Origin of the sequence: Pedobacter sp. WC2423 (assembly GCF_040822065.1) — a bacterium.
Classification (GTDB): Bacteria; Bacteroidota; Bacteroidia; order Sphingobacteriales; family Sphingobacteriaceae; genus Pedobacter.
In genome coordinates this window covers 3,417,253-3,431,337 of the sequence record NZ_CP162005.1, presented here as the reverse complement: position 1 = coordinate 3,431,337, position 14,085 = coordinate 3,417,253, and the positions used below count along the sequence as shown (strand labels likewise).

The window sequence follows — 14,085 nt, the reverse complement described above, 5'->3', positions numbered from 1 at the left end:
GACAGCAATGTAAATGCTGTCCTTTTTATTGAAAATAGGGTTAACCTCTTGACGCAATATACTGCTCACATAATCCAAAAGATAAAGTCATCCCATTACCTCCCAGACCATTAATCACGGTTACCCCTGGTGCTGCCTCCGTAATTAATTCAGTAGCCCCATTAGTCATTTTAGGATAGATGCCATGCCACGACTGCAACATTTTCCATTCCTTGAAATCAGCGAAAGTATGTAAGTAATCAATAATCATGGTATTGATAAATTCTTTATCAAAAGGATCATGAACCAAACCATACTCATGTGAATCCCCGATGGTCAGTTCACCAGTTCCATTTTGTGAAACCATCACATGGATACCCCAATTCAAATGCGTTGCATACTGCTCTTTGTATCTTTTTCTTAAAGCTGGTAAAGAAGGTGCTGCCTGGAAACCCGGATAATGAATCATAGATAAACCACCGCAAAGAGAAGGACCAATACGCCATTCATCAGGCTGAGTGACCAAACGCATCATCTGTAACTTACATTTGGTGATCGCCGTTGCCGCAAATAATTCAGGATAAAGCGTTTCAAAATCAGCACCGCTGCAAACAAAAATTTCTTCTGCTTCCCAGCTTTGATTTCCGGAACTCACTTTCGGATGTTCAATCCGGCTGATGGCTGTATTCCAATGAAAGATTACACCATACTTTTCAGCAAGGTAAGCCGCTACTTGTCCAACAGCGACTCTGGATTCAATAATCATTTCCTCTGCACTCCATAAAGCACCTTTTAATCCATTTACATTGATTGCTGGTGATTTTGTTAAAGCCTGTCCGGGCGTTAATAAACTGCAATTCCGGTGCTGGCGGTTAATTTCTGCATACTCACTCATCACCTGCAATTCATCCTCATGATAGGCTAAATGTAAAGAACCCACCTCCTCATGCCATATCTTAGCCTCTGTACAGACCTCTTTCCAGATACTTCGTGATAACATTGCTCTTTCAAACATTGGGCCTGTAGCCTGCCCAATAGGCCATACCATGCCGAAATTACGGATAGATGCACCAACGGCACGTTCATTCCGCTCAATAACTGTGACTTTATAGCCTCTGATGGCCAGGGCACGGGCAGTAGCCAAACCTACAATACCTGCACCAATTACTATTGCTTTACTCATAATGATACGCTATTAAAAGCTGTTCTCTTGTTTTCTGTTCTTTAGCTTTTTTTTCTTTATTTCGATTCTTTTGTGCGGTTTGTAAAAAGTAAATCAGGGATAACACTCCGCTAATCACACCCACAATGGCAACGAGCATTATACCTTCTTTGAAAAAGTTACCCCAGCTAATATTGGGTTTGCCCAGTTCTTTGACTAACAAAATACTTACGCTCGCTAAATAACCCGCAGCATCAGCTACATACATAATAAAGCCAGCATTGCTGCGATAATTGAAAGAAGCAATCATCCTTTCAAAAAATATGGCATTGTAAGGAACATAAGCAAGATAAAGACCCAGGCCTGCGGTTGTCATCCAGGCAATCGGACTGATCATCCTGTGATCAAAAAAATAAGTAGACATGCCGACCAGCAAACATCCTGCAATAATAAATAAGTGAATAATACTAAAAGCCCTGATGTTCTTTTTAACCAAAATCAGCAGACTCATCGCAATCAAAACAATAACTGAAATGAACAGGTCTATATGTGTATAAATATTATTGCTCTTTACGCCCAGGTCTGCCCAGATTTCTACTTCAAAATTATCCCTGACATCACGCATAATTGTTAATAGCACATAGATAATCAGTGTCAGAATAATACCCGGTAAAAATCGGATCAGGAAATCCTTTCGCTCTTTAGCATTCATTGGCTTACGTTCTACCCTTAACTTTTTATCTTCCGCAGTAGGAGGGGGCATCAGTTCCAGGCAAAACACAAAAAGTAATAGCGGGATTACAAATATTGCTCCCGTAAGGAAAGGCATATTATATTCATTGATATGAAAATCTGTCAATAAAGTACGACCGATAGTTTTGACAAAACCAGAAGCGAAAATTAAACTGATAGACATTACAGCTGCCATAAATTCAGTAGACTTTCTACCCTCCAGATAGCCGAATACCAGTCCCCAGATCATCCCTAATGGAAAACCATTAATAAATAGGAATGCGATATTCCAGGGGGCAGGAACGAGTGCGAACCCCAGCAAGGCAAGCCATGAAATTCCAATTAAAATCAAAATGCTTTTACCCCGGTTATTCCCTTTGATTTCGGAGATAAAACGAATACCATAAAACTTACTTAACATATACCCCATAACCTGTGCAATCACCAACCATACTTTATAGTCAAGGTGCACATACTGGTGATCCGTAAAAGTGCCTGCTGCAAATGCCTTGCGAAAGGAATACATAGCTGTATAAGTTCCAAATGCAGCTAAAGCGGCCATTACAGAGATTACAGCGTACGGTAATGTTGCGACTTTAGCGCGCAGACGATCTATGAATTTCATACTATCCATTTATAATGGTCAGTACCGGCTATATCAAATACTGCTAATTTAATAGTGCTCATAGCTGCTATCTTTTGTTTAGCAATACTAAACTTTGTTTATTAATATGAAATAACCTCAATGTTAAGCTTTGGTAAACAATTGATTCATAAATTTGGTTAAATTTAGACCATGCATATCGTAACAGTTTTATGGCTTAAGTCACTCGATTTTTTTAGTAATGTTCCTGATGATCAGTTACAGTGGTTTATAGATAACAGTGAAAATCAATTGCTGAATGACGGTGATTACCTGACCAGGCCAGGCGATCCGATCGAGGGACCTCATGTGCTTGTAGCAGGTAAGTTGAGTCTTCATATGTTACAGAATGGTTCCAAACGTGAATTTGTGATGTTTAACAAAGGGGATATCTCAGGTTATCTGCCTTATTCCAGAGGGAAGATTTCGGGGGGATATGCGCAGGCAATTGGCGAGGTTCAACTCTTGAGTTTCCATACAGACAGTATTCAGGAAATGATCAAGGATCATTTTGAGCTGACACAATCACTCGTTCATGTGATGAGTAACCGCGTCAGAGAGTTTACAGCAATGCAGCAGCAAAATGAAAAAATGATGGCACTCGGTAAATTGAGTGCCGGGCTGGCGCATGAGCTGAACAATCCTGCTTCAGCAATTGTACGTGACTCTATTTCACTGAAGGAACACTTAAGAATGGGGCCGGAAGTTTTTAAGAAAGTGGCGGCCATCACTATTGCCGAAGCTCAGATCGACAAATTAAATGAGGTATTGTTCGGAATATTAGCCAGTAAAGAGAAACCTCTTTTGAACTTAAAACAGCGGATGGTGCTGGAAGATGAAATTGCAGACTGGTTTGAAGCGCAGAACGTTGAGAACGGTTATGCAATTGCAGAGAGTTTCGTTGACTTTAACTTTAGTGTTGCTGATCTGGAAGCCTGTGCAGCACCAGTTGCCGAACATCTTTCTCCGGTTTTTAACTGGATCAGTAATCTGCTGGTTACAGAGCGGATGGTCGAAGATATTCAGGAATCCTCTAAAAGAATAGCTGATCTGGTTAATTCAGTTAAAACATTCACCCATATGGATAGGGGCATGGATAAAGAATACGCAGATATTCATATGGGTATCCGCAATACACTGACCATGTTAGGTCACAAAATCAAGAAAGGGAATATTACAGTAGTGGAAGAGTATGATGAAACGCTTCCGCAGATCAAAGGAATAATTGGCGAATTAAATCAGGTCTGGACAAACCTGATCGACAATGCCATTGATGCCATGGAACCCAACCAGAAAGGTACTTTAATCCTGAAAACAGAAAAGGACAGAGAATTTGTTAATGTCTTTATTATTGATGATGGCCCTGGCATTCCTGCCGACATTCTCTCTAGTATATTTGATCCTTTTTTCACGACTAAACCCATGGGTAAAGGCACAGGTATGGGGCTGGAAGTAGTTCAAAGAATCATTCACCAGCACAATGGTAGTGTTAAGGTTAAATCTGTCCCGGGCCGAACGGAATTTATGGTATGTTTTCCGTTAGAAAACTAATAGCTTAATCAGCTGTTTAACGAATTTTAAATTAGTAAAAAAGATGAACCTTCCTATAATTTTTTCTATAGATGATGATCCACAGGTTTTGCGTGCAATCAGCCGTGACCTGAAAATAAAATACGGTAAAGAATATAAAATATTAAGTACAACTTCTGCTCAGGAGGCACTGGATATGCTGATCGAACTTAAAAACAGTGCAGATGTGGTCGCTTTATTTTTATGTGACCAGCGGATGCCTGAAATGGAAGGTGTAGCTTTTCTGGAAAAAGCAATGCTGATTTATCCCGAAGCGAAGCGTGTCCTGCTGACCGCTTATTCTGATACCGAAGCTGCAATTAAAGCTATCAATGATGTGAAACTGGATTATTATCTGATTAAACCATGGGATCCGCCAGAAGATAAGCTGTATCCTGTAATTAATGATCTGCTGGATGATTGGCAGGGTGATTATACGCCTGAATTTAAAGGAATCAGAGTGGTCGGTTTTCAGTTCTCCCCGTTATCGCATGTGGTCAAAGATTATTTAGCCAGCAATTTAATTCCATATCGATGGATGGATGTGCAGACTAATCCTGATGCGGCCAGTTTATTGACACTTAATAAACTGACAAATGATGATCTGCCTATGGTTTTAATGGATGATGGGACATTTTTAACTAAACCTTCTATTAAGGAAATTGCGGCTAAAATAGGAAAGAACCCGGAAATTATTCATGACATGTACGATGTGGTGATTATTGGTGCGGGCCCGGCGGGTTTAGCTGCGGCAGTTTATGGGGCTTCCGAAGGATTAAAAACATTGATGATCGAACGTAAAGCTCCCGGAGGACAGGCAGGGACAAGTTCAAGAATAGAAAACTATCTGGGCTTCCCTGCTGGATTGAGCGGAGCAGATCTGACCAGAAGAGCAATCAGCCAGGCTGTACGTTTAGGTGCTGGATTCTTATCTCCGCAATCGGTGAGCGATATCAAACAAAAAGATGGCTATAAAACCATTATCCTGGAAGACGGGCCTGAGATTATCAGCCGTGCGGTGATCATCACCACGGGTGTTGATTACCGGAAGCTGGAAGTAAAAGGTGTTTCTGATCTGACCGGTGCTGGTATTTATTATGGTGCTGCCACTACAGAAGCCAGTGCCTGCAGAGACAAAAATGTTTATATCATTGGCGGAGGAAACTCGGCTGGGCAGGCAGCCATGTATTTGTCAAAGTTTGCTTGCAGTGTAAACATTGTTATCCGTAAAGATGATTTGACATCGACCATGTCCTCTTACCTGATTGATCAGATCGGACATACATCTAATGTGCATGTTTTAGGGAATACCGAAGTGATTGAAGCGAAAGGAGATAAGTGTTTAGAGAAACTGGTACTGATTAACGTTAAAACAAAAGAGACCAGAGAAGAAGAAGCAGCAGCACTTTATATTTTTATAGGCGCTAAACCCTATACAGACTGGTTGAAGCTGAATATACTGAAAGATGAAAAAGGTTTCATTGAGACTGGCCGTGAATTGAGGAATTATGAGAATTTCAATAAAACATGGAAACTGAAAAGAGATCCTTTTTTATTGGAAACCAGTTGTGCGGGTATTTTTGCCGCAGGTGATGTCCGCTCGGGTGCCATGAACAGGGTAGCTTCCGCAGTAGGAGAAGGCTCTATGGCGATCAGCTTTGTCCATAAGTACCTGGCTGAAGTTTAAAACGGCGGACTGAAGTTTAAACAGCTGACTGAAGTTTAATAAAGGCTTTACACTAAAGATTTATGTGGGCAATATCTTTGTACAGCGCATTAATTATAAATATTTCTTATAATTTGATATCTAAAATGCGCTCTATTAGATTGATACACATAATTTGATTAACAAGAATGAATTCCAGAAGAGACTTTTTAAAGAAAGCAGCAATGTTTTCTGGTGCTGCCGGTTTAGCAAACGTAATTCCAATGTCGATACAAAAGGCAATGGCAATTGAAGCAGATCCCGGAACTACTTTTTATGATGCAGAACACGTGGTATTCCTGATGCAGGAAAATCGCTCTTTTGATCACATGTTTGGTAAACTGAACGGCGTACGCGGATTTAATGATCCCCGCGCAGCAATTCTGCCCAACAAGAATAAAGTGTGGCTGCAACAAGACGCTTCTGGAAATACTTTCGCACCCTTCCACATAGATATTAACAAAACCAAGATCACCTGGCAGGGGGGACTGCCTCACTCCTGGAATGATCAGATTGCAGCGCGTAATCAAGGGAAATATGATAAATGGGTACCTGTTAAAACACTCATGACCTTAGGACACTATGAGCGTACTGATGTCCCTTTTTATTATGCACTGGCTGATGCCTTTACGATTTGTGATCATAGTTTCTGTTCTTCACTGACCGGGACTACACCAAACAGGTTATTCTTCTGGTCAGGTACGATCCGTCCGGAGCAAAATGGAAAAGCTGTAGCAGCAGTCAATAACTCACAGGCTGAATCCCATACTGGTACTTTTGTAGACTGGGATACTTTTCCAGAATTACTGGAAGACAATGGCATATCCTGGAAGGTTTATCAAAACGAACTCTGGACGGTAAATTTACAGGATAAAAGAGTTGGTGATTGGGTGGATAATTATGGTGATAACGCCTTGGAATATGTGAAAAGATATAACGTTAAACTTTCTGCCTACTTCCGTAAACATGGTGACCAGACTAATAAAAAAGAAATTTTAACCGCAGAACAAGTCACTGCAAAATACAATAAACTGAGCCAGAAAGAGAGAAACCTGATCGACAAAGCATTTGCGACCAATATCAATATGCCGGGAGATTATCTGGAACTTGAACCCTTCACTTATACCGATGATCAGGGAAAAAAAGAAACAGTGGATATCCCTAAAAATGATATTTTCCATCAGTTCCGGACAGATGTAGATCAGGGTAAATTACCTGCTGTTTCCTGGTTAGTTGCTCCTCAGCGTTTCTCAGACCATACCAGTTCCCCTTTATACGGAACATGGTATGTATCCGAGGCCATTGACATTCTGACTAAGAACCCTGAAATCTGGAAAAAAACCATCTTTGTTTTAACTTATGATGAGAATGATGGATATTTTGACCATATCCCTCCATTTGTAGCTCCGAATCCTAATGATCCGGAAACAGGAAAAGTCTCTTCAAAAATGAATATTGACGTAGAATGGGAAGCTAAAACGGGAAGCCCGCTTGGGTTGGGTTACCGCGTACCGATGCTGATCGCTTCACCATGGAGTAAAGGAGGATATGTAAATTCACAAGTATTTGACCATACCTCTTCACAACAATTCCTGGAGAAATTTCTAAGTAAAAAGACGGGTAAGAAGATTAAAAATAACAATATCAGTGATTGGAGAAGGGCCGTTTGCGGAGACTTAACCTCAGCTTTCAGACCTTATAACGGAGAAAAAATAGTTAACCCTGAATCTTTGAAAAAAGAGCAGGTAGTGACCAGTATTCAAAATGCGAAGAATAAACCTGCGCAGGTTACTCCTGATGCATTAACTGCAGCAGAAATAACGGCAATTAATGCCAATATTCCATTTTCTTCTGCATCGCCGGTAGCTATGCCAGTACAAGAAAAGGGCACAAGAAAATCCTGCGCTTTGCCTTACCAATTATTTGCAGAAGCTAACCTGAATGCTGATAAAACGGCGATAGAATTAAGATTTGAATCTGGTAAAACAGGATTTGGGCAATTACTGGAACCAGTAGGTTCTGCATTCAATGTGACTTCTTTAAATCCGTATGCTGAGGTTATTGGTAAAAACTGGGATTATGCGGTTAATGCAGGAGATCAGGTAACACACCAGCTTCAGTTGAGTAAATTTAAAACTGAAAATTATAACCTGCTGGTTAGAGGGCCTAATGGATTTTTCAGACATTTCAAGGGCAGTAAAAATGATCCGGAACTTACCGTAAACTGCACCTATGAAAAATCGGGGTTACTGAAGGAAAAACTTAGCGGAAATGTGAGTATACTATTGGAAAATACAGGAGCAGCAGCTTTAACGCTTGAAATCAAACCGGGAGTATATGCAGGTAATCCGCAAAAAATCCAATTAAAACCTAAAAGTAAAGAACAGGTAGTTTTAAACCTTGGGAAAAATTCAGGATGGTATGATTTTACTATTGTAACCACAGACGAGGCTTATAGCAGACAATATGCAGGCCACGTGGAAACCGGGAAAGAATCTATTTCTGATCCTTACATGGCAGGAATTCTGTAACTATCTTTATCCTTGTTTATAAGTGGGCAGAGAGATGAAAAAAGAGCTTCCAAAGTTTTTACCTTCACTTTCTGCCCATACTTTACCTTTATGGCTTTCCACCAGCATTTTCACAATAAACAAACCTAAGCCGTAAGATTTTTCATGTGCTGTAGGGATAGCACTTAGCTTTGCGAATTTCGTAAATAGCTTTTTCATATCCTCTTCACTCAGGCCAAGGCCTTCATCTTTAAACTCAATGATTAACTGGTCTTCGGACAGCGAAGTATTAATGATAATTGTAGCGCCTTCGTAAGAGTACTTCATCGCATTGCTCAACAAATTATCCAGTACATCCAGTATCCGTTCCCGATCGGCATAGATTAAAGCAGAGAGCTCATTATTAATGATTAAGGTTTGATTTTTCGCAATCAGCGACAACTCAAACGACTGCTGCATCTGCAAAAGCAGGTTACTAATAATCACTGGTTCATGCACTAATTCAACCATTGAATTCTCGCTTCTGGCATCGGTAAGCAAATTGTTAAGCTTCTGCTCTACTCCTTTAGCAGAATTTTCAATTTTAGCGGCCATAGTAAATACTTTTTCACTGGTCATTTCACGGCTGCCCAGTAATTGCGCATATAATGAAATTGAGGTGATTGGGTTTTTCATATCATGGGCCAGGCGATGCAACCGGTCATCATAAGCTCTTACAATTTTTCTGCTGACCATTCTTGTTTCCAGCTTCTCCATAACCATTCTGGAAAGTAGCAAGAGCATTCTGGACTGATGATCAGTTACTGTGGTCCGGGGTTCTGCATCTAAAACGCAAACTGTGCCCAATGCAAACCCATCGGCGGTTCTGATCTGTGCGGCTGCATAAAACCGCACACCTCCCGGTCTGGAGATGTAAGGGTTTTTCATTAACTCCGGAAATTGATGAGTGTCGTGAAAAATAGTCAGGTCATCCTCCATAATACTCAGTGAGCAGAGGCCGTAAGCTCTGGAAATATGGTCAACCTCAATTCTGCTGCTGCTCGCTTTGACGAAAACATGTCCTTTATCAACAAAAGTCACAAAAGCTTTCTTAGTTCCAAATATTTCGGCCGCCATTAGCGCTATCGTATCAAAATCCGTTTCAGAATGGGTGTCCAGAATTTCATATTGATATAACTTTTTTAATCTGATCTCATCATGAGCAGGAATAAGATCATCCGGCGTTTTATTATTTGTCATTGATTTTAATTCAGAACATCCATGGTTAGGTGATAGGGTGCGTTTTAGCCCTGCTTGACCGGGCATAAAAAGAAATCCTAAGAATAATATTATGCATTAAACAAAAAATTGGTTTGATTGTTGTATAAATTGTTCTTTTTATAACACGATGCTGATTAACTATACTAATAAAAGAATTACAATGACCGGTCCGTGTATGTTTATGTATCACAATTATTCATCTTTATAAGTTATGAGTATAATTAGACTTTGCCTGGGATTTATTAAGTTTCTATATTCACAGGTCTGAGAAAAGCATAAAATCCTTCTTCACTCTCTGTTACTGCTTATCACAAGATTTCCATTGAGAAGTAAGTTTTATACTTATCCTTCTCTGCTGAAAGCTGTTCAGAATTTAGCACAGCTAAAAAATTAAGTAGAGAAAAGAGGGCTTTTATTTATAATCGGTGTAACAGATACCAGGAAACGTTTCTGCAGCTCTATGCAGCCTTATCCTCAGGCTTTCAGCATTGGTAAAATCTCATCCACATACTTCCTTTCATTAGCCAGACGGGGTACTTTATGCTGTCCTCCTAATTTACCTTTTGATTTCAGCCAGTTATAAAAAGTATCTTTTGGTGCATTGTGAACTTTAGGTCTGCAAAGTGCCATGTTGTTAAAACGTTTGGCATCATAGTCAGAATTGATGTCTCTGAGTGTTTGATCCAATATGTCTACAAATTTCTCAAAGTTATCGGGCTGCTGATCAAATTCTATGATCCATTCGTGTCCTCCGGCATCATTTCCTTTGAAATAAATAGGACAGGCAGTGTAATCTTTAAAGGCTGCCCCAGTTTCCCTGCACGCTTTACTGATGGCTTGTTCCGCATTGTCAATAATCACTTCTTCTCCAAATGCATTAATGAAATGTTTAGTCCGGCCGGTAATTTTGATCCTGAAAGGATACAAAGAAGTAAACTGAACCGTATCTCCGATTACATAACGCCATAAACCAGCATTGGTAGAAATGATAATTGCATAATTTTTATACAACTCAACTTCTCCAAGACTTAAAGTAACCGGGTTGTCATCACAAAGTTGTTCTAAAGGTAAAAACTCGTAGTAAATACCATAATCAAGCATTAATAACATCTCTTCCGAATTTTTCTGATCCTGTATACCAAAGAAGCCCTCAGAAGCATTATAGGTTTCCAGGTAATACATATCATCTCTGGGGATTAATTCTTTAAACTGCTCTCTGTAAGGGCTGAAATTAACCGCACCATGAAAGTAAAGTTCCAGATTTGGCCATACTTCCAGTAAATTCTTCTTACCTGTAATTTCCAGTACTTTTTTGGCCAGTACAATGGTCCATGTAGGTACACCAGAGATATTGGTTACGTTCTCTTTAATGGTGGCCTCTGCCATGCGATCCATTTTTTGTTCGTAATCGTCCATCAAAGCGATTGAAATATCCGGCGTACGGTAGTATTCTGCCCACATTGGCAGATTTTTGATCAATACAGCAGAGAGGTCTCCATAAAATGAATCTTCATTTAACTGGTTAATTTGATGACTGCCGCCTAAGACAAGTGCTTTTCCAGTCAGGATCTGGTTGGATGGCTTGTTATTGCAGAAGATGGAAATCATATCCTTCCCGCCCTTAAAGTGGCATTCTTCTAAAGCCTCAGGAGAGACGGGGATAAATTTACTCCGGTCACTGGTTGTGCCGGATGATTTGGCGAACCATTTAATCTCGGAAGGCCAGAGGATATTTTGTTCCCCTTGCAGCATCCGCTCTATATAAGGTTTTAATGAATCGTAATTTTGAAGTGGAATACGCTGTTTAAACTGATCCGGGGTCTCAATAGACTTATAATCATATTTCTTTCCCCATTCGGTGTTTTCCGCACAGGAAATCAGGGTGTGAAACCATTCCTCCTGGACATCTGTCGGATATTTCATGAAAAGCTCTATCTGGTGGACACGCTTTTTCATATACCAGGTAAAAATAGAATTTACAATTGCCATACGATAGATTATAAGTTTTTACTGCGAAGTACAAAATTGGAACCCAGGTAGACCTTTCTTACCATTTCATTGGCGGCCAGTACTTCGGGAGTACCAGACTCGAGTATTTTACCTTCAAATAGGAGATAAGCCCGGTCAGTAATGGAAAGTGTTTCCTGAACATTATGGTCAGTAATCAGGATACCGATATTTTTATTTCTTAATTTGGCTACGATAGTCTGGATTTCCTCTACTGCAATAGGGTCTACCCCTGCAAATGGTTCATCCAGTAAAATAAAATTAGGGCTTGCTGCCAGTGCTCTGGCAATTTCTGTTCTGCGGCGTTCCCCTCCTGATAAAAGGTCACCACGGTTTCTTCTCACTTTGTGCAAACTGAATTCATCAATTAACTCTTCCAGTTTTTCCTGACGTTCTACTCTGGTCATGGTGGTCATCTCCAGAATCGACAGGATATTATCTTCAACAGACAGTTTTCTGAAAACAGAAGCTTCCTGTGCTAAATAACCAATTCCTTTTTGTGCCCTGCGGTACATTGCATCCTTGGTGATGTCTTCATCATCCAGATAGATATGACCTTCATTAGGTTTGATCAATCCTACAATCATATAAAAGGAAGTGGTCTTTCCCGCTCCATTAGGGCCGAGTAATCCTACAATTTCCCCCTGACTCACACTAAACGAAACATCGTTGACGACTGTCCGCTGTTTGTATTTTTTTATAAGATTATCAGCTCTTAATATCATTTATATGATTGGTTATTTATCTCTATTGCTTTAATATTCAATTGCAAACGCTTCTGCTCTTTCCACACATTTTCTTCTATTGTATAACAAACAGAGAAAGGTTGATCAGGTTTTAATAGTTGCTCAAATTCTGCCAGCCCGAATCCAATGGTCTCAAAAATACTGGAATTTTGTTGTTTAATACTCAACTTTAAATGTTTTGCCCCTACAATATAAGGTCTTCCCACATAAAATACATTATGGCTTACAAATACCGGAGCTGGGTTAACCGGGCCAAAAGGTGCCATCTGAGCGAGTATACGCTGAAATTTGCCATCAATCTGAGCCAATGAAATTTCATTGTCAATCAAAATCTCCGGACAAAGTAAATTTTCTGTTATGGTTGCCGCAACCACTGTTTCAAACCTTTCGGCGAAAGCTTCAATATTTTCAGGCTTAATTGTCATTCCGGCTGCGAACTTATGTCCGCCAAATTGTTCCAGTAAATCGGCACAACCTAAAAGCGCCTCATATAAATCGTAACCCGGTACCGAACGTGCCGATCCTGTCAGCATTCCATTGGATAATGTTAAAACTATGGTAGGTCTGTAATATTTTTCCGTCAGGCGGGAAGCGACAATGCCAATTACCCCTTTATTCCACTGGTCGTTGTAAACTACTGTTGTTTTTTTATTGATCAGGATTTCAGATTCATCGATCAGTGCTAATGCTGCTGCGGTAATATGCTGATCTGTAGTTTTCCGGTCTGTATTCTGCAGGTTAATGAAAAGACTTTGTTCTGCAGCCAGTGTATCCGCTGTGCACAATAACATTTTAACGGCCTGATTACCGTGATCCATCCTTCCGGCTGCATTAATCCGTGGTGCTAAAGTAAATACAACATCGGTAATGGTAAAATCTTTGTTTTTACCGCAGCTATCCATTAATGCTTTCAACCCTGTGCAAGGGTTTGTATTTAATTTGATCAGCCCATAATAAGCCAGGGTACGGTTCTCCTCATTGATCGGGACAATATCCGCAGCAATGGAAACCATAACCAGATCAAGATATCTTTCGTAATTTTCTGCCGGAAGATTGTGCGTCAGGCAATAAGCCTGAGCCAGTTTAAAACCAATTCCGCAGCCTGCAAGTTCTTTAAAAGGATAAGGGCAATCCAATCTTTTAGGATCAAGGATGGCGATTGCCGCCGGTAGTTCATCACCTGGTAAATGGTGATCACAAATGATAAAATCTATACCAAGGTTATTTGCATAATCAATCTTATCATTTGATTTAATTCCGCAGTCCAGTGCAATAATCAGGGTAATCCCCTGCGCTTTTGCATGATCAATCCCTGCAGTAGAAATTCCATATCCTTCTTTATGCCGGTCAGGAATATAATATTCAATCGCTGAAGTAAACTGACTGAAAAAGCTGTAAGCAAGAGCCACTGAGGTTGTTCCGTCTACATCATAATCTCCGTATATCATGATATTTTCTCCGGCAGCCAGTGCAAGATCGATTCTGGCGATGGCTTTATCCATATCCTTCATTAAAAAAGGATCATGTAATTGTGTGAGTTGCGGCCTGAAAAAGTCTTTAGCTTCCTGAAAAGAGGAGATACCACGTTGTACTAATATTTCAGCTAAACTTGTATCTATATTTAATTGCTGTGCAAGCGAATCTGTTGTTTCTGCTTTACCCTTTACGGCCTGCACCCATCTTTTCTTCATTTAGTTTTAGTTTTGTGTTTTTTGCAAAGCGCTGTTTAAGCGGTAATGACGTTAGCATGAAGGTATTTCATGCAGGTTCCA

General features: G+C 40.1%; 9 protein-coding genes. 3 read left to right on the top strand and 6 right to left on the bottom strand.

Annotated elements, in window-relative coordinates:
- Positions 1-40: 40 nt before the first annotated feature.
- On the bottom strand, positions 41-1,162 hold the full coding sequence (locus AB3G38_RS14105) for a TIGR03364 family FAD-dependent oxidoreductase (protein WP_367864525.1): 1,122 nt from the start codon (positions 1,160-1,162) through the stop codon (positions 41-43).
- Positions 1,155-2,498 carry a DUF5690 family protein gene (locus AB3G38_RS14100; protein ID WP_367864524.1) on the bottom strand — a complete coding sequence of 448 codons (1,344 nt, stop codon included), beginning with the start codon at positions 2,496-2,498 and terminating at the stop codon, positions 1,155-1,157. The genes AB3G38_RS14105 and AB3G38_RS14100 overlap by 8 nt, the downstream gene beginning before the upstream one ends.
- 171 nt (positions 2,499-2,669) lie before the next feature.
- Here AB3G38_RS14100 and AB3G38_RS14095 point away from each other — a divergent pair, with 171 nt between their 5' ends.
- The 3 genes from AB3G38_RS14095 to AB3G38_RS14085 all read left to right on the top strand — a co-directional run bounded on the left by AB3G38_RS14095 (position 2,670) and on the right by AB3G38_RS14085 (position 8,321).
- A complete protein-coding gene (locus tag AB3G38_RS14095) occupies positions 2,670-4,067 on the top strand; it encodes an ATP-binding protein (protein WP_367864523.1) in 1,398 nt (465 codons plus the stop codon).
- Between the two features lie 43 nt (positions 4,068-4,110).
- Positions 4,111-5,772, top strand: coding sequence for an FAD-dependent oxidoreductase (locus AB3G38_RS14090; protein ID WP_367864522.1), 1,662 nt, complete (start codon positions 4,111-4,113; stop codon positions 5,770-5,772).
- A 167-nt stretch (positions 5,773-5,939) separates the two neighbouring features.
- Complete coding sequence (locus AB3G38_RS14085; RefSeq protein ID WP_367864521.1) at positions 5,940-8,321, top strand: phosphocholine-specific phospholipase C; 2,382 nt, start codon at positions 5,940-5,942, stop codon at positions 8,319-8,321.
- Between the two features lie 6 nt (positions 8,322-8,327).
- Here the strand turns inward: AB3G38_RS14085 and AB3G38_RS14080 are convergent, their stop codons facing one another.
- From AB3G38_RS14080 to recJ, 4 genes are all read right to left on the bottom strand, one after another.
- The gene (locus AB3G38_RS14080; RefSeq protein WP_367864520.1) at positions 8,328-9,539 is read right to left on the bottom strand and encodes an ATP-binding protein; all 1,212 of its coding nucleotides are present in this window, start codon (positions 9,537-9,539) and stop codon (positions 8,328-8,330) included.
- A 495-nt stretch (positions 9,540-10,034) separates the two neighbouring features.
- Positions 10,035-11,549: a GH3 auxin-responsive promoter family protein gene (locus AB3G38_RS14075; protein WP_367864519.1), complete on the bottom strand. Its 1,515-nt coding sequence runs from the start codon at positions 11,547-11,549 to the stop codon at positions 10,035-10,037.
- A gap of 8 nt (positions 11,550-11,557) precedes the next feature.
- Entirely contained in the window at positions 11,558-12,292 is a 735-nt protein-coding gene (gene lptB, locus AB3G38_RS14070; protein WP_367864518.1) for an LPS export ABC transporter ATP-binding protein, read from the bottom strand.
- Positions 12,289-14,004 (bottom strand): single-stranded-DNA-specific exonuclease RecJ, encoded by a 1,716-nt coding sequence (gene recJ, locus AB3G38_RS14065; RefSeq protein ID WP_367864517.1) that lies wholly within the window; start codon positions 14,002-14,004, stop codon positions 12,289-12,291. The genes lptB and recJ overlap by 4 nt, the downstream gene beginning before the upstream one ends.
- Positions 14,005-14,085: the final 81 nt, after the last annotated feature.

Excerpts from the sequence above, each read along its gene's own strand:
- AB3G38_RS14105 (WP_367864525.1), bottom strand. The coding sequence starts at position 1,162 with ATGAGTAAAGCAATAGTAATTGGTGCAGGTATTGTAGGTTTGGCTACT.
- AB3G38_RS14090 (WP_367864522.1), top strand. The coding sequence starts at position 4,111 with ATGAACCTTCCTATAATTTTTTCTATAGATGATGATCCACAGGTTTTG.
- AB3G38_RS14095 (WP_367864523.1), top strand. The coding sequence starts at position 2,670 with ATGCATATCGTAACAGTTTTATGGCTTAAGTCACTCGATTTTTTTAGT.
- AB3G38_RS14080 (WP_367864520.1), bottom strand. The coding sequence starts at position 9,539 with ATGACAAATAATAAAACGCCGGATGATCTTATTCCTGCTCATGATGAG.
- AB3G38_RS14075 (WP_367864519.1), bottom strand. The coding sequence starts at position 11,549 with ATGGCAATTGTAAATTCTATTTTTACCTGGTATATGAAAAAGCGTGTC.
- lptB (WP_367864518.1), bottom strand. The coding sequence starts at position 12,292 with ATGATATTAAGAGCTGATAATCTTATAAAAAAATACAAACAGCGGACA.
- AB3G38_RS14100 (WP_367864524.1), bottom strand. The coding sequence starts at position 2,498 with ATGAAATTCATAGATCGTCTGCGCGCTAAAGTCGCAACATTACCGTAC.
- AB3G38_RS14085 (WP_367864521.1), top strand. The coding sequence starts at position 5,940 with ATGAATTCCAGAAGAGACTTTTTAAAGAAAGCAGCAATGTTTTCTGGT.
- recJ (WP_367864517.1), bottom strand. The coding sequence starts at position 14,004 with ATGAAGAAAAGATGGGTGCAGGCCGTAAAGGGTAAAGCAGAAACAACA.